Origin of the sequence: Plantactinospora alkalitolerans (assembly GCF_015690345.1) — a bacterium.
Lineage (GTDB): Bacteria > Actinomycetota > Actinomycetes > Mycobacteriales > Micromonosporaceae > Plantactinospora > Plantactinospora alkalitolerans.
The window spans coordinates 1-16,636 of sequence record NZ_JADPUN010000124.1; the positions used below are offsets into that span (position 1 = coordinate 1).

Annotated in this window: 11 protein-coding genes and 3 pseudogenes; 8 read left to right on the plus strand and 6 right to left on the minus strand. The window is 71.8% G+C overall.

Annotated features, from left to right (window positions below; genetic code table 11):
• The coding region (locus I0C86_RS11385; RefSeq protein ID WP_230393982.1) for a LuxR C-terminal-related transcriptional regulator at positions 1 to 984 on the plus strand (984 nt) is incomplete at its 5' end.
• A gap of 20 nt (positions 985 to 1,004) precedes the next feature.
• Entirely contained in the window at positions 1,005 to 1,535 is a 531-nt protein-coding gene (locus I0C86_RS11390; RefSeq protein WP_196201196.1) for a LuxR family transcriptional regulator, read from the plus strand.
• Between the two features lie 63 nt (positions 1,536 to 1,598).
• Here I0C86_RS11390 and I0C86_RS11395 read toward each other — a convergent pair whose 3' ends face one another.
• Positions 1,599 to 2,708, minus strand: a complete 1,110-nt coding sequence (locus I0C86_RS11395) for an endonuclease/exonuclease/phosphatase family protein (RefSeq protein ID WP_323373589.1) — start codon at positions 2,706 to 2,708, stop codon at positions 1,599 to 1,601.
• Positions 2,709 to 2,853: 145 nt separating this feature from the next.
• On the opposite strand from I0C86_RS11395, the gene I0C86_RS11400 reads away from it, so the two are divergent.
• Positions 2,854 to 4,848: an RNA ligase family protein gene (locus tag I0C86_RS11400; protein ID WP_196201197.1), complete on the plus strand. Its 1,995-nt coding sequence runs from the start codon at positions 2,854 to 2,856 to the stop codon at positions 4,846 to 4,848.
• 2 nt (positions 4,849 to 4,850) lie between these two features.
• Positions 4,851 to 5,033, plus strand: a pseudogene (locus tag I0C86_RS45440) (DUF504 domain-containing protein); the annotation flags it as partial.
• 474 nt (positions 5,034 to 5,507) lie between these two features.
• Here I0C86_RS45440 and I0C86_RS11410 read toward each other — a convergent pair.
• Entirely contained in the window at positions 5,508 to 6,179 is a 672-nt protein-coding gene (locus I0C86_RS11410) for a response regulator (protein WP_196201198.1), read from the minus strand.
• On the minus strand, positions 6,176 to 7,462 hold the full coding sequence (locus I0C86_RS11415) for a sensor histidine kinase (RefSeq protein ID WP_196201199.1): 1,287 nt from the start codon (positions 7,460 to 7,462) through the stop codon (positions 6,176 to 6,178). Before I0C86_RS11415 ends, I0C86_RS11410 begins: the two co-directional genes overlap by 4 nt.
• 134 nt (positions 7,463 to 7,596) lie before the next feature.
• Between I0C86_RS11415 and I0C86_RS11420 the strand changes: the two genes are divergently transcribed.
• Positions 7,597 to 8,826 carry a serine hydrolase domain-containing protein gene (locus I0C86_RS11420; RefSeq protein WP_196201200.1) on the plus strand — a complete coding sequence of 410 codons (1,230 nt, stop codon included), beginning with the start codon at positions 7,597 to 7,599 and terminating at the stop codon, positions 8,824 to 8,826.
• A 50-nt stretch (positions 8,827 to 8,876) separates the two neighbouring features.
• Here I0C86_RS11420 and I0C86_RS11425 read toward each other — a convergent pair.
• The 3 genes and pseudogenes from I0C86_RS11425 to I0C86_RS11435 all read right to left on the minus strand — a co-directional run bounded on the left by I0C86_RS11425 (position 8,877) and on the right by I0C86_RS11435 (position 12,737).
• Positions 8,877 to 10,068: pseudogene (locus tag I0C86_RS11425) on the minus strand (IS110 family RNA-guided transposase).
• Between the two features lie 310 nt (positions 10,069 to 10,378).
• Positions 10,379 to 11,860, minus strand: a pseudogene (locus I0C86_RS11430) (Tn3 family transposase); the annotation flags it as partial.
• Positions 11,861 to 11,939: 79 nt separating this feature from the next.
• A complete protein-coding gene (locus tag I0C86_RS11435) occupies positions 11,940 to 12,737 on the minus strand; it encodes a lysophospholipid acyltransferase family protein (protein ID WP_196201202.1) in 798 nt (265 codons plus the stop codon).
• A gap of 222 nt (positions 12,738 to 12,959) precedes the next feature.
• Here I0C86_RS11435 and I0C86_RS11440 point away from each other — a divergent pair, with 222 nt between their 5' ends.
• The 3 genes from I0C86_RS11440 to I0C86_RS11450 all read left to right on the plus strand — a co-directional run bounded on the left by I0C86_RS11440 (position 12,960) and on the right by I0C86_RS11450 (position 16,540).
• The gene (locus tag I0C86_RS11440; RefSeq protein WP_196201203.1) at positions 12,960 to 14,432 is read left to right on the plus strand and encodes a cytochrome ubiquinol oxidase subunit I; all 1,473 of its coding nucleotides are present in this window, start codon (positions 12,960 to 12,962) and stop codon (positions 14,430 to 14,432) included.
• A 72-nt stretch (positions 14,433 to 14,504) separates the two neighbouring features.
• Positions 14,505 to 15,500, plus strand: a complete 996-nt coding sequence (cydB, locus tag I0C86_RS11445; RefSeq protein WP_196201204.1) for a cytochrome d ubiquinol oxidase subunit II — start codon at positions 14,505 to 14,507, stop codon at positions 15,498 to 15,500.
• 182 nt (positions 15,501 to 15,682) lie between these two features.
• Positions 15,683 to 16,540 carry a siderophore-interacting protein gene (locus tag I0C86_RS11450; protein WP_196201205.1) on the plus strand — a complete coding sequence of 286 codons (858 nt, stop codon included), beginning with the start codon at positions 15,683 to 15,685 and terminating at the stop codon, positions 16,538 to 16,540.
• Positions 16,541 to 16,636: the final 96 nt, after the last annotated feature.

Sequence of the window (16,636 nt, forward strand, 5' to 3'; positions counted from 1 at the left end):
GGACTGCCCACGCTCGGCCCCGACGAGGCGTTGCGCCGGGCCGGCGACCTGACCGACCGCACCCTGCCGGGCCCGGCCCGGGGGTACGCGGTGGCCGCCGCGAGCCTGGTCGAGGCGGACGGCGGACTGCTCGGCCCGGCCCGGGCCCGGTTGGCGGCGACCACGATCGGTTCCCCGACGCTCGACGCGCTGCTCGACTGGGTCAGCCGGGAGGCGGCCTGGCTCGACGGTCAACCGGAGCGGGCCGGCGGGTCACCGTCCGGCGGACCGCCCCTCGTCGACGGTCTCCGGCAGATCACCGCCCGCTGGGCGGCCTACGACGGCGCGCGTACCGCCGGTGCCGCATCCACGAGCGGCCCGGCGGACGCCGGGTCCGCGGACGACCCGGCGGCCGCCGGGTCCGTCGACCCGTCCGGTGTCACACCGGACGGTGGTCCGAGGCCCGACGGTGGCCGCCCCGTACCGGCACCCGGCGCCGACACCGCGCCGTGGCCGGACACCGGCCGAACCGCTCCGGCGCCGATCCGCCAGACGCTGGCCGCCTGGGATACGCCGGGCGGTGATCCGGCCGGCTTCACCCTGGCCGCCGCCGGCTGGCGGGAACTGGCGGTCCGGGAGGAGGTGCGCTGCCTGCTCGCCGCCGGACTGCACGAACCGGATCCGGCGCGGGGCGTGCCGTCGCTGCTGAGCGCCGAACAGCGCGCCGAACAGGCCGGGCTGGTGGTGCTGCTGGGCCGGACCCGTCGGGCACTCCGCCGGCACGCGGTGCGCCGCGACAACCGTGGTGCCCGCTCCGACGGCGACCTCACCGAACGGGAACGCGAGGTACTGCGCCTCGTCGCGGCCGGCGAACCGACCCGACGAATCGCCGGCCAACTGGGTATATCTGCTGAGACGGTGGAGACCCACGTCCGGTCCGGGATGCGCAAGCTGGGCGCACGCACCCGCACCGAGGCCGCTGCGCTGGCGCTGGAGGTCCTGTGACGGGTGCGGAAGATGCGGCGATGAATGATCCACCGCGTTATGTCGTGCCCTCGGCGACGGCCGCGACCAGCGTCCTGCGCCGGTTGGCCCGGGACGGTTGGCTGACCCGGGAGGGCTTCGCGGTGGCCGAGCCCAGCTGGGACCTGGCCAGGGCGAAGCTCGTGCTGTTCGGACGGGTACCGGACACCGAGACGGTCCGGCTGGCGGTGCTGGCCGCCGCCCGGGGCGCGGGTGTGGTGGCCATCGTGGACCCGACCGGCGAGATCGGCCGAGCCCTGGTCGACGACCTCAGCCGGCTGGGGCCGGTGTACCAGGATCCGGACGACGAGCCGGAGACGGACGACAACGAGACGGCGCTCAGCCGGCTCATCCCGGAGCAACGGGCGCTGCTGGAACGGCTGGCCGACGGCGAGACGATCGCCGCGGCGGCAGCGGCCGAGTTCCTGTCGTTGCGTACCGCGAACCGGCGGATCGCCCAGGCCCGGGAGGCGCTCGGGGTACGTACCACCAGAGAAGCGGTACTCGCGTACGTGCGCCAACGTCGCTCGTGAGGACTCGTGAGGAAGGGCCCCTTCTTATCGCTTTCTGTAGAAGAAGGGCCCCTTCCTCACACCTCAGAACCGGATGCGGGCCGCGATCGGCAGATGGTCACTGCCGGTCGCCGGTAGTGCCCAGACCCTGGTGACGGTCGCCGATCGGGCCAGGATCTGGTCGATCCGGGCGACCGGCAGCGTCGCGGGCCAACTGAACGCGAAGTCCGATTCCGCCGTACCCAGCTGTGCGGTGACCGGACCCAGCCCACGGTCGTCGACGGTGCCGTTGAGGTCGCCGAGCAGGATCACCTCTTCCAGGTGCTCGGCGGCGACCGCCGCACCGAGCAGTACCGCGCTCTCGTCCCGCCGCGCGGATCCGAAGCCCTCCGGCAGCCCGAGCCGCAGTGAGGGCAGGTGAGCCACGTACACCGCGATGTCGCCCCGGGACGTCCGGGCGGTCGCCCTCAGGCCACGGTTCCAGTCCGCGCCGACCCCGGCCGGTCTGATCTCCAGCGGCCGTACGTCCGCGAGCGGGAGCTTGGACCAGAGCCCGACCGTGCCCCGCACCGCATGGTGCGGATACGTCGACGCCAGGGTCTGCGCGTAGTCCGGCAGTGCGGGCGGGGTCAGCTCCACCAGCGCGACGAGGTCCGGCTCGACCTCCATCAGGGCCCTCGCGGTGCCCGCCGGATCCCGGTTCTCGTCGCTGACGTTGTGCGTGACCGTGGTGAGGTCGTACGGCGAATCGTCCCCCGGCCGCAGTGCGCCGCCGAAGAGGCCGAGCCAGGCGACCACGGGCAGCGCCAGGGCGAGCAGGGCGACGAGCGAGCGACGCAGCACCGACACGCCGAGCAGGACCGGAATGGCCAGGCCGAGCCAGGGGAGGAACGTCTCCAGCAGGCTGCCGAGCCGGCCGACCGCGTTGGGTACGGCGTCGTGGAGCGCGAGCAGACAGGCGACGAGCCCGGCCAGCGAGGCGGCGATCCGGCCCCGCTGCCAGCCCGACCGCCCGCACTTGTCCTCACCCCAACCGTGCCAACCGCCCCAGCCGGGAACCCTGGCGAACCGACGGAAGGTCGAGGCCGGGCTCCGTACCGCCGTACCCCGGTCGGCCCTGGGCGCCGTCGACTCGTCCACTGCCGTCGACTCGTCCACTGCCGTCGACTCGTCCACTGCCATCGACTCGTCCACTGTCGATCCCTCCCACCCGCCGGAGTCCAGGGTCCGGGCACCGGGCACCGAGGGTCCCATACGGCACCACCGGCCTAATTGGGTGGTTCGAGGCGGGCGGAGTTGCGTACCGTTTCCGCCCGCCACCTCGTCACGGGAGCGGATCATGCGAGTGCCCTACCCCCGCACCCCCCACCTGCCCTGGTCGCCGGGGGTCGCCTCGGACGATGTGCGGGTCAGCGACCTGTCGGAGCTGCTGGGCCGGGAGGTCGTGGTCACCGAGAAACTCGACGGGGAGAACACCACCCTGTACCGGGACGGACTGCACGCCCGCTCCCTCGACTCGGCGCACCATCCGTCCCGTGCCTGGATCAAGGCCCTGCACGGCAGGATCGCCGCCGGGGTGCCGTCGGGCTGGCGGATCTGCGGAGAGAACGTCTACGCCCGGCACTCGATCGGGTACCAGAATCTGGAGCGCTGGTTCTACGCCTTCTCGGTCTGGGCCGGCGACCGTTGCCTGGACTGGGACCGGACGGTGCGGTTCACCCGGCGGTTGGGCCTTCCGGTTCCGCCCGTGCTGTGGCGGGGCACCTTCGACGAACGCACCCTGCGTACGCTGCCGCTGGACCCGGCCCGCCAGGAGGGGTACGTGGTGCGGACCGTCGCGGGGTTTCCCCATCACGCGTTCGGCCGGCGCGTCGCCAAGTGGGTACGTCGACACCACGTGCGCACGGACGAGCACTGGATGCTCGCCCCGGTCGTGGAGAACGGCCTCGGACCGCACGCACCGCTCTGGGAGGTACGGTCCGGTGGCAGTGTCGACGTACCACGGCTGCTGGCCGCCAGCGGTATGACCGGCACCGACCTGCGGACGGCCCGCGGTCCCGGCGCGATCGAGCCGACCACGGTCGACGACGACACCGGCACCGAGGCGGCGGCCGTCGACCGAGCCGAGGCGGCGGTGGCCGACGTCGGCGCGCGACTCGCCCTGCTGGGCCGGGGCGGAGATCTCCGGCTCGCCGGGGTGCTGGCCGCACTGTTCCACGGCAGCCCCCGGACGTGGCTGGCAGCCCGGCTGGTGGCGCGGGTCGGGATGCCGCCGGCGCGGCGGGTCGCCGACCTCGTCGGCTTGCACCCCGGCCTGCAGCGGCGGTTTCCCGACGAGGAGCGTCGGGCCGGGCTGGTCCGGCTGGCCGTCGCGGCCGACCTCGGGATCCTGCACGCGGTCGCCGCCGCCGTACTTGCCGGCCGCACCGACGACGCCTCGGCGCAGGCGCGTGAGCAGGTCGCCTGGTCGGAACTGCACGCCGACGAGGCCGAGTTGCTCGGTGCGGCGCCACTGGAGCCGCTGCGGGCGGAACTGCGGTCGGCACTGCGTGACTACGCCCCCGACGTGGCGGACCGGTGCTGGGCCGAGACCCGGGAGGCGTACGCGCAGGGCCGGATCAGGACGCCCAGGGAGGCACCTGCGGCGAGCTGGCGGTGGCGGTCAGGGGACTTCCCCCGCCTCGTGATGCTCGTGGGACCGTCCGGCAGCGGAAAGACCACCGTCGCCCGCGGCCTTCCCGGCGTCGACGCCGTCGTGTCCCTGGACGACCTGCGACAGGCCCGGGGTTCACGCGCCGACCAGCGTGCGAACGCGGCCGTCCTGCGGGAGGGCCTGCACCGGCTCGACCGGCGACTCGCCGACGGCGGGACGACCGTCTGGGACGCCACCGGCCTGAACCGGCAACAGCGTTCCCTGGTGCACACCGTGGCCCGCCGGCGTGACGCGTTGACCACACATGCCGTGCTGCTGGTTCCGGAGGATGTCCTCGTCCGACGCAACGCCGGCCGGGCCCATCCGGTGCCGTCGGAGGTCCTCGCCGCCCAGCTGCGTCGATTCTGGCCGCCGTACCCGGGGGACGCGCACCGCACCTGGTACATCGGACCGGAGGGGACGGTCGCCGACGTCGCGGGGACTCTCTCCGACGACCTGGAGACCCGGGCCTTCGCCCCGGATGACCGGGCCGAAGTCGACATCGACACCGACGACGCCCCTGGTGACGTTCGGCCCGGCGAGTCCGGTGACCTTCGGCCGGGCGGGGCCGGAACCCGGGCGGTTGCCGCCGGCTCACCGTCCGGTGCGGCGCTGGCCGCCTCCGCCGACGGGGTGGCCTGAGGATGCGGACCAGCGAGGAGATCTACCACCGGATCCGTTGGGATCCCCGGTTCGATCCAGCCCGCTTCGTGCTCGGGGTGAACGTCCGGGGGCCGGGTCCCGCCCGCGTGCCGCTGCCCGCGTTCGTACCCGGCGGCGACGTCCCGTGGCACCGGGTCCTGTTCATCGAGGCCGATGGTGAGGTGGTCTGGGACCGGTCGGCGGGCCTGGACCGGATCGACTCGTCGTCGGCTGGCCGGGTCCGGGATCCGCGCCGTCTCCGGGCACCGTTCTTCACCGCCGGTACGCCGTTCCGGTGGGATCCGCTCGTCGGCTGGCACGACGCCGTCATCCCGGCAGCCACCGGAACCGGGCCCGCGACCGTACGGCTGCGCGTGCTGACCTGGATCGTCCTGTGGGACCGCTACGACGGTGATCGGATCGACACGGCCCGACGCAGACCGCTGCTGCTGAGGGCGCTGGAACGGGCCGACGCGGACGTCGTCGCGTTGCAGGAGGTCGAGACGGGACTGCTCGACCTCCTGCAACGGGCCGGCTGGGTCCGCTCCTCCTACACCGTCGACACCGACCCGGCGGGCCGGGACGTCGACCGCCTCCACTCCGACCGCGAATCCGATCCGGGCGGCGATGCGCTCGGCGGCGCGCCACGCGGCGCTCGGTTACGGTCGGCCGAGGCCGGAGCGGACCAGGCCCGACTCGTACGCGAAGACGACGGCCTGCACACGGTCGCGGAGCTCAAGCTTGGTGAGCAACCGACTGACGTGCGTCTTGACCGTGCCCTCGGCCACGTAGAGGCGGGCCGCGATCTCGGCGTTGGACAGGCCGCGGGCGATGAGCGCCAGCACCTCGCGCTCGCGATCGGTCAGGCTCGTCAGACCCTTCGCCGCGGTGAGCGCGGACGGGTCCGGTCCGGTACCGACGTAGCGCTCAAGGAGGCGGCGGGTGACGCTGGGCGCCACCACGGCGTCGCCACGCACGACGACACGGATCGCCGAGAGCAGGTCAGCGGCGAGCGTGTCCTTAAGCAGGAAGCCGCTCGCGCCGGCCCGCAGCGAGGCGTACACGTACTCGTCGAGGTCGAACGTGGTCAGCATCAGGATCCGGCTCGGGCAGCCCCCGGCGTCGAGGCGGCGGGTGGCCTCGACGCCGTCGACCTCGGGCATCCGTACGTCCATCAGCACGACGTCCGGCGCGAGCGCGAACGCCACGTCGACCGCCGCCGCCCCGTCGCCCGCCTCGCCGACGACCCGCATGTCCGGGGCGTTGTCCAGGATCATGCGAAAGCCGGTACGCACCAGGGCCTGGTCGTCGGCGAGCAGGACCCGGATCACGACGCCCGCCCCTCGATGGGCAGCTCCGCGCGGACTAGGAACCCGCCGTCCGGGCCGGGACCGGTGTCGAGCCGGCCACCGAGCAGCCGTACCCGGCTGTCCATGCCGCGCAGCCCGTTGCCGCCGTCGCTGTCGGCCGACCGGCCGCGACCGTCGTCGGCGACGTGGATGCCGAGCCGCGTGTCGGAGTACCGGACGACCACGTCGGCGCGCGCGCCCGGCCCGGCGTGCTTCATCACGTTGGTCAGCGCCTCCTGGACGACGCGGTACGCGGACAGGTCCACCGGGGCGGGCAGCGTCGCGACGGTGCCGTCCACCCGCAGCGACACCGGCGTGCCGGCCTGGCGTACCCGGTCGAGCAGGCTGGGCAGGGCGTCGAGCCCCGGCTGCGGGTGCCAGGTGTCCTCCACCTCGCCAAGGGCGTCGAGCACCCGACGCATGTCGGCGAGCGAGTCGCGGCCAGTCCGGACGACGGTGCGCAGCGCCTCGCGGGTGTCCGCGGGCCGGTGATCCAGCGCGGCGTCGGCGCCCTGCGCCTGGATCACGATCAGCGACAACCCGTGCGCCACCACGTCGTGCATCTCCCGGCTGATCCGCCCGCGTTCGGCGGCCACCGCGAGCGCGGCGCGCTGGTCGCGTTCTCGTACCAGGTCGGTAGCCCGGACGTGCAACTGGTCCAGGTACGCCCGCCGGTTGCGCGCGGCCGACCCGATCGCCCAGGCCGCGGCGAACACCGCGGCGAGCAGCACCGGTCCGCCCCAGAGCGTCACGTGGGAGTCGGCCGCGTCGGGCGTGTCGCCAGGGCCGCCGACCTGGACACTGAACGCCGGCAGCCCCGTCACGGGTCGCCCGGCCGACGCGTACGGCAGGCACCAGACGCCGGCTAACAGCATCAGGACGCCCAGCGCCGCGAGCGACACCGCGCGGGTGCACCGCGCCGCGACCGTGCCGAGCAGTAGCAGCACGGCCAGGTCCACGACCATGGGCAGCTGGATCAGAGCCAGGTGCGCGGCGGTGGCCACGGTGCAGGCCGCGAGCGCCGGTAGCGGCCAGCGCCGGCGCAGCGCGACGGTGGCGACGGTCAGCGCCGTGGCGAGCCACCACCCCCAGACCACGCCGGGCCCCGATACGACGCCCGGCGCGTGCATGCCGATCGCGCGGACCGTCGCGACCGGGTCGTTCACCGGCAGGCACACCGCGAGCAGCCCGGCCGCCAGCGCGGCGTCCTGCACCAGCGGTCGGCGTATCCAGGCGCGGAGGGCGGACACGCCGAACTGGGCCATGGTCGCGAGTCTAGGGTCCGATCACCGGCGGGCGACTCTCCCGGGGGCGGACCGCCACGTATATCCCGCGACAGACGCCGGGTCTGTCCCAGGACAGATGTCGGTAGGGCCGCGCGGGACGCACAGTAGGGCGCATGACCACATCGGAGGAATCCCGTACCCGCCGGCCGCTGGGCCGACGTTTCCTGCTGGGCCTGCTGACCGTCGCCCCGGCGGCGGCCGCCGGCGGTGCCTGGTCGCTGCCCAGCACCGCCGGCACCGCCGGCACCGGATCGACCGGCACGACGCCGGCGCGCGACATGCCGATCCCGGCGGCGCTGCGGCCGGGCGGGGAGTTCGACCGGTACCTCAGCCAACTCGCGGCCGAGGACCGGTTCTCCGGCACCGTCCTGGTGACCCGCGACGGCCGTCCGGTGCTGTCGCGCTCGTTCGGCTACGCCGACAAGCGCAAGGGCATCCGCAACCGGGCCGACACCATCTACTGCCTCGCCTCGGTGACGAAGCTGTTCACCGCGATCGCCGTCGCCCAACTCGCCCAGCGCGGCTCGCTGACCCTGCTCGACCCGATCGGCAAGCACTCGAGCGGGTTCGCCGCCGAGGTCGCCGACAGGGTCACCATCCACCACCTGCTCACCCACACCTCCGGCCTGGGCGACTTCATGCGAGACCCGGGGTACTTCGAGGAGGTGGTCACCTGGACGACGCCGGAACAGATGATGGACGGCACCCTGCGCTACGTCCGCACCGAGTCGCTGGCCTTCGCGCCCGGCGCCGGTAGCACGTACAGCAACTCCGGCTACCACGTGCTCGGCTGCATCATCCAAAAGGTCTCCGGCCAATCGTACTACGACTACATCCGCGAACACGTCTTCCGGCCGGCCGGCATGACCGACTCGGACTTCACCACCCTGCCCCAGTGGAAGAGCGGAAGCCGCTACGCGCACCCATACCCCACCGACCAGTCGGGGACGCGGAACGACGCCCTCGACGGGAAGGCCTACGTCTACATCGGCAACCCGGCGGGCAACGCGTTCGCCACCGCGGCCGACCTGGTCCGCTTCGCCCGGGCGCTGAACGGCGGCACGCTGCTGAACGCCGTCTACCGGGAGATCTTCCTCACCCCGAAGCTGCCCAGGCTGCCCAGGCCCGACCTGCCGGCGGTCACCCCGTTCGCCAGCTACGCGCCGGACAACTTCCTCATCAACGGCCGGTTGGTCGTCGGACGCGGCGGCGCCGCGCCCGGCGTGACCACCGGCGTCGACTGGTACCCGGGCACCGGCTGGACGGCGGTCAACCTGAGCAACTACGACCGGTCGCCGAACGCGGATGTCAACCAACGGCTGCGCCAGATCCTGACCAGCTAGACGAGTTAGTCACACGCGTCTCGGCCAGGGGGGTGCCCTTATGGGTTTCGTCAAGCGGCTGCGGGGCGGGCTTGGTAGGTGGTCTTGTCGCGGAGCATGGCGTGGAGGACGTCGACGCGGCGTCGGGCGAGGCAGATGAGGGCGGCGTTGTGTTTCTTGCCTTCGGCGCGTTTCCGGTCGTAGTAGGCCCTGCTGGCGGGGTCGGCAAGGGCGGCGAACGCGGCGAGGAAGAACGCGCGTTTGAGCTGCTTGTTGCCGCCCTTGGGTGGATGCTCACCCCGGATGCTGCTGCCGGATCGGCGGGTCACCGGGGCCAGACCGGCGTAGGCGGCGAGGTGTCCGGAGCTGGCGAACGTGGTGCCGTCGCCGACTTCGAGGAGGATCCGGGCTCCGGTCCTGACTCCGATGCCGGGCATCGAGGTCAGGACCGCGGCAAGAGGGTGCGCATCAAGCATCCTCTCGACTTCACTGGCGACCTGGTCGCGTTGGCGCAGCACATCGCGTAGGGAGTCGGCCAGCCTGGGCAGGATCGTCTCCGCGGCCGTGGCGCCGGGAACGGTGACGGTCTGCTCGTTCAAGGCGGCCAGGATCGCCTGGATCAGCTTGTCGCCCATGCGGGGCGCGCGGGCCACGGCGATCGAGGTCAGCTTCCGGCGGCCGGCTTTGCGTAGCCCGACCGGGCCGCCGCAACGCGGCAGCAGCTCCAGCACCGCCGGGTGGGCGACCTTCGGGCCGAGGACACGTTCCAGGGCGGGGGTGGATCTGGGTCAGCAGGCCACGGATCCGGTTGGAGACACGGGTGGCCTCGCCGGCGAGGTCGTCGTCGTAGCCGACCAGCATCTCCAACTCGGCCAGGGTGTCATCGCCGGTGTCGACCCTGCGGAGCGTGTGCGGCAGAGTGCGAGCGGCGTCGGCGATTACGTAGGCGTCGCGGGCGTCGGTCTTGGCGTTACCCGGGTGCAGGTCGGCGATCCGGCGCATCGCCAGACCGGGCAGGTAGGCCACCTGATGCCCCCAGGCCCGAGCCACCGCTACCGGCAGGGCGCCGATCGAGGCGGGCTGGTCCACGACCACAAGGATCCGCCCGTGGCGGGCGAGTTTGTCGAACAGGGCACGCAGTCGGACCTCGGTGTTGGGCAGCGGCGCGTCGTGTAACCGCTTGCCGTCCGGGGCCAAACCGACCGCGTGATGATCACCTTTGCCGACGTCCAAACCCAGGAACACCTGGTAATCGCCGTGCACCCGCCGCCTCCGTACCTCGTGCGCAGTCTCGGCCGCAGTCTCGGCGTCGGACTCCCGGCAGCCACGTTACGAGGAGACCTACCCCAAAACGGGGCGGCCCGGTCCCTATCAGCGGTCCGCCGACGCCACCCGACCCGGCGACAACACCCCCCGGATCATGCGTACGACAGGGGCAGTAAGTCATACCGGGCTGGGCGACCGAGGGTCCCCGGCTGGGGACGATCAAAAAGGTAACGGGCCTATCGCAGACGACAACTACAACTTGACGCCCTCACCGGCGAGGACTGCCTCAAGACCTACATCGACACCGCGACCGGCACCAAGGCCGACCGGCCACAGTGGAACGCGTGCCTCGCCGACTCACGCCCTGGCGATACGCGATGGTGCCCTGGTTGGCGTAGTGCAGGTCGCGGCGCAGGGCGTGCAGGGATTCGCCCTTGTTGAGCTGCCGGGAGATCTTGCGCCGGTAGACCGGGTCCGACAGGTGCCTGGCGGAATGGATCGTGCGGCGCAGCGTCCCCCATTCCTTGAGCGCGGCGGCGAGGGTGTTCTGCCGCGACGCCGCCGACCACTTCCCGACGATCAGCGACGCGGTTGCCTCCCCGAACTTCAACGACCCCGCCATCCGCAGCAGATCGGGGCACCTGTCGACGATCAGGTCGGCGTTCAGCCGGGTGCTCAGCAGCGGCCCGGCGTGCGGGTACCGGGCGTTGACGACGCTGGGGGCGTCGTCGCGGCACAGGGTAATCTTCCCGAGGTCGCGGATCCGCGGGGTCAACGCCTTACCCACCAGGTCGAACAACGCGAAGTTGATCAGCGTCACCCCGTGCGTGTCCGTCGCGTGTTCCCGGATCGGCAGGTCGGTGGCGTTGCCGAGGAAGTCATCCAGCACGTAGTGCGCCTCGCGGGTGGTCGGGACGATGACCTTCGTCCCGACCGTGGAATGCTGGTCGGAGACGTGGGTGTAGGTCGACAGGCCCTGATCGGCGAAGTGGATGTTCATCGACCGGGCGGTCAATGACTTTCCGCGCACCGGGGACCGTTGCCCGTCCGACGACGACATGGTGCCGCCACCGAACACCCGGGCCAGGTCCAGACGGTGGTGATGGTTCACGATCACCGTGTTCGCCTCGCGCAGCGTCTCCTCCCGCACGTACCACTCCTGCGTCCAGGCCAGGACGTCGTAGGGCACCCCGCACGCCTCGGCCATCTTCACCAGGCCAAGGTTGGTGGCGTTCGCGATCAGGACCGCGAGGATGTTGCGTTTGAGCTCGGTCGACTGGGCCTGCTTGTGCCCGCCGGCGTGGGTGAAACACCCGAGAAACCCGGTCCGGTGGTCCATCTCGATCAGCAGGGAGGCGATCGGGGCGAACGGGAGCATCCCCGCCAGTTCCTGCTTCAACGCCTTGGCCTCGGTAGGAACGTCCTCGGCGGTCAGCGGCGGGATCACCAGCCGGCCCTCGGCGTCGAGCCGGACCGCACCCACATCGTCGGGAGACGATCGGGCCAGCACTATCTCCAACTCCGCCACCGCGACGTGCAACTCCTCCCCACCCTGCTCCAGGGCGTGGCGGCCGTCGGCGGCTTTGCCGACCAGTGCGCAGAACTCGGCCTGCCGCGGCGCCCACTGATCCAAGGTGAACAGGTACGTGCCCGGGTCGGCGTAACGGCGCGAGCCCGGCACGTGCACGTCCCCGGAGCGCAACCCGTCACGCAAACCGAGCAACACGCACAACTCCCAATAGTGCCGGTACGCGGTGTCGTCACCAGCCTGCCGCGCCTTGGCCAGGTAGTCGCGGAACCGGGTCGCCCGGCCGCCGCCATTGTCCGGAAGCCGCTGTGGTCGGTAGAACGCCGTACTGCGGGTGGCTTCAGTTGCCGACGGAGCCGTTCGGGCGGCTGCGTCGGTGCTGGCGTCGGGTGTCGGTGGGTCGGGTCGGGTCGACGAACCGGGGAAGGTCCGGCTCGTCGGGGCGTAGCGGCACGAGCGTGGCGGTGAGCGCGTCGATGATCGCCTCGGTGGCCCGCGCGGCGGCTCCCGGCCCGAGGGGGTCGATGTCGCCGAGGTCGACTGGCGGGCCGAAGTGCACCCGGATCACCGGGCGGCGGACCAGTGCCCGACCGAGTGCCGGCAGCACTCCACGCGGCGCGCTGTACGGCAGTATCTCGTGCGCCCCCCACTGCGCGACCGGTACGACCGTGGCACCGCTGGCGAACGCGAGCCGGGCGGTTCCGGTCTTCCCCCGCTCGGGCCACATGCCGGGGTCGAGTCCCATCCGGCCCTCCGGATACACCAGGACGACGGAGCCCTGGGTGACCGCCGCCGCCGCGTGTTCGAGGGCCAGGCCGACGGTCGGGGTACGCCGGTCGACCCGGATGTGTCCGCTGTGTCGCATGGCGGCGCCGAAGACCGGGGCGCGGAACACCCCGCCGGTCGCCATGATCCGGGGCGCGATCCGGCGTACCCGGCAGGCGGCGGCCAGCACGACCGGGTCGAACGGGTTGATGTGGTTGGCGGCGAGGATCAGCGGCCCGTGGCGCAGTTCGTCCGGCACGTCACCGGTGACCCGGAGCCGGGCGACCAGGGCGACGACGCCCCGGGCGACCACCTGGAGGAGCAGCCAGAGGCGGGGGGCGCGCCACGGCTCGGTGGCGGTGGTGGTGTCCATCAGCGGTTGATCGTCGCACGTCTCCGGTGGTCCGCTGCGGCGGGGCGTCGGACTCCGGACAGCCGGCGGGACACGTGGCGTCGAACTCCGGACCCGCCAGCGCGGCGTTCCGGCCCGGGTATCCGCCCGTGCCGTTGCCGGACGTGATCGACGTCCCAGCGCGGTCGTCTACGACGGCAGGTAGTATTTACTACGTCGCGTAGTAAATACCTGGGGGTTCGCGTGGACGCGCTCGACGTCGCCCGATGGCAGTTCGGTGTCACCACCGTCTACCACTTTCTCTTCGTGCCACTGACCATCGGGCTCTCGGTGCTCGTCGCCGTCCTGCAGACCCGCTGGCACCGCACCGGAGATCCGCGATACCTGCGGCTGACCAAGTTCTACGGCAAGCTGTTCCTGATCAACTTCGCGATGGGCGTGGTCACCGGCATCGTGCAGGAGTTCCAGTTCGGGATGAACTGGAGCGACTACTCCCGGTTCGTCGGCGACGTATTCGGCGCTCCACTGGCGATCGAGGCCCTTCTCGCGTTCTTCCTCGAATCCACCTTCCTCGGGCTGTGGATCTTCGGCTGGGACCGGTTGCCCCGGCGCGTACACCTGGCCACCATCTGGGCCGCCGCGCTCGGCTCGACCCTGAGCGCGTACTTCATCCTGGCCGCGAACTCGTGGATGCAGAACCCGGTCGGCTACCGGATCAACCCCGACACCGGCCGGGCGGAACTCACCGACATCGTCGCGGTACTCACCAACAAGGTCACCCTGGTCACCTTCCCGCACACCCTCGCCGGCTGTTTCCTGGTCGCCGGTGCGCTGATGGTGTCGATCGCGCTCTGGCACCTCCGGCGCCCGGCCGACGCACCAGCTCCGGCCGCGACCGGCACCGACACCCCGGACCCGGAGAGCACGAAGGCAGGGCAGGACCGGGCCGCGTTCCGGTTCGCCGCCCGGTTCGGGGCGTGGGTCACCCTCGCCGCCGCGGTCGCCGTCGTGATCACCGGCGACCAGCAAGGCAAGATCATGACGGAGGTGCAGCCGATGAAGATGGCCGCCGCCGAGGCGCTCTACACCACCGAAGCGCCCGCCTCGTTCTCCGTGCTCACCGTCGGCAGCCTCGACGGCAGCCGCGAACTGTTCGCGATCAAGATCCCCTACCTGCTCTCCATCCTCGGCACCGGCGACCCGAACGGCCAGGTCCGCGGGATCAACGACCTCCAGGCCCAGTACGTCAGCCAGTACGGCCCCGGCGGCTACACGCCGATCATCCCGGTCACCTACTGGAGCTTCCGATTCATGATCGGCCTCGGACTGGCCGCCGCCGCGATCGCACTCTGGGTGCTCTGGGCCCAGCGCCGAGGCCGTACCCCGACCTCACGCTGGCTGTTCCGGGCCGGCCTGGTCATGCCGGTCCTGCCGCTGGCCGCCAACTGCTTCGGCTGGATCTTCACCGAGATGGGCCGGCAGCCCTGGGTCGTCTTCGGCGAGATGCTCACCCGCGACGGCGTGTCCCGCAGCGTCTCCCTGCCCGAGGTACTCACCTCGTTCACGGCCTTCACCCTCGTCTACGCCACCCTGGCCGTCGTCGAGGTCCGGCTGCTGCTGCGCTACGCCCGAGCCGGCCTGCCCGACGTGGAACCGGCTCCCGAACCCGACCCGGGCACCGACGACGAGAATAGACCGCTCGCGTTCGCATACTGATCCGTTCGCGTACCCGCACCGACCGACGACGTTCGCCGACCGACCGCCACCGACCCGACCGGAGAGTCCACCGTGGACCTGCCCACCGTCTGGTTCCTGCTCATCGCCGCGCTCTTCACCGGCTACTTCATCCTGGAGGGCTTCGACTTCGGCGTCGGCATCCTGCTGCCCGTACTCGGCCGGAACGACCGGGAACGACGCGTCCTGATCAACACCATCGGCCCGGTCTGGGACGGCAACGAGGTCTGGCTGATCACCGCCGCCGGAGGGCTCTTCGCCGCCTTCCCCGGCTGGTACGCCACCCTCTTCTCCGGCTTCTACCTGCCGCTGCTGCTGATCCTCCTCGCGCTGATCTTCCGCGGGGTCGCCTTCGAGTACCGGCACAAGCGCACCGACACCGCCTGGAAGAACCGCTGGGATGTCGCGATCTTCCTCGGCTCGCTGCTTCCCGCCGTGCTGTGGGGGATCGTCGTCGCCAACCTCCTGCGCGGGGTGCCGCTCGCCGCCGACCACGAATACGCGGGCGGCCTGCTCGACCTGCTCAGCCCGTACGCCCTGCTCGGCGGCGCGACCACGGCCGCGCTCTTCACCACCCACGGCGCCGTCTTCCTCGCCCTGAAGACCACCGGGCAGGTCCGGGACCGCGCCGGCCGGCTCGCCGCCCGTGGCGCACTCGCCACCACACTGCTCGCCGGCACCTTCCTGGCGATCACCCTGACGATCCGGCACACCCCGGCCGCCGTCGGGCTCGCCGCCGGTGCCGCCGTCGCGCTGCTCGGCGCCCTGACCGCCACCCGGGTACGCCGGGAGGGCTGGGCCTTCGTCGGCACCGCCGCCGCGATCGGACTGACCGTGGCGACCCTGTTCGCCGCCCTGTTCCCGAACGTGCTGCCCTCCACCACCGATCCGGCCGGCACGCTGACCGTCGCCAACGCGGCATCCGGCGCCTACTCCCTCAAGGTCATGACCTGGGTGGCGGTCGTCTTCGCCCCGCTCGTGCTCGCCTACCAGGGCTGGACCTACTGGGTGTTCCGCAAGCGGATCGGCGTGGCCAACATCCCGGAGTGACGGCAGCCGCCAGCTCCTCCGATGGTTGGCGCCCCACTTGAAGCTTTCACGGCGCCAGGCCCACCGCAGAAGCGGTCGATCATGCCAGAGTCTCAACGGGCGATTCAATGAAACAATTGAATCCATTGGCCCGCAGAGAGGGCATTTGACCAGCTACCCGTGCGCATCCTTCGGAGGGCTCGATGACGCAGCTACCGATCCGGTACATCCGGGTCGCCGACGTACAGCGGATCACGCCGCACATGGCCCGGGTCACCTTCACCGGCGACGACCTGGCCGATCTCCACCTCGACGGACCCGACCAACAGGTCAAACTCCACTTTCCCCGACCCGGCCAGTCCCGGCCCCGAATACCCGAACCCGAACCCGACCTCTACCGCTGGTACGAGTCGTTCGCCACCATCCCCGAACCCGAACGGCCATGGACCCGCAGCTACACCATCCGGGCCCACCATCCACACGGCACCCTGATCGAGATCGACTTCGCCCTGCACGAGCACGCCGGACCGGCCACCAGATGGGCGCTGCACGCGACCCCGGGCGACACCCTCGCGATGTTCGGCCCCTCGCCGGTCTTCGCCCGCCCCATCCCGATCACCAGCACCGACTGGCTGCTGCTGGCCGGCGACGAGGCGGCACTTCCGGCGATCGGCACCATCATCGAGGCACTGCCCGAGGGCGCCCGCGTACTGGCCTTCGTCGAGGTCCGAAACCCGGCCGAGGAGCAACGGTTCGACACCCGGGGCGAGGTCACCCTGCGCTGGCTGCACCGCGGCGAGATCCCCGCCGGCCACAGCACCCTGCTGATCGACGCCGTACGCGACGCGAACCTCCCACCCGGCGCCGTCTTCGCCTGGCTCGCCGGGGAATCCGGCACCGTACGCGCCCTCCGCCGGCACCTGCTGCACGACCGCCAACTACCCAGACAGTCGATCGACTTCACCGGCTACTGGCGGCGCACCCTGACCCAGGACGACGCCCCAACCGAAGAGGACCTCGCCGAGGCGCGGGAACGCCTGGCCGAGGCCAGCCCCGGCTGACGCGGCACGACCAGGAGTTCCACGCTGCCGACACACCCGACCGGTGCGTCGGCAGCGGCCCCTCGGCACACCACACGTCGTCCGACCGTCGCGCGT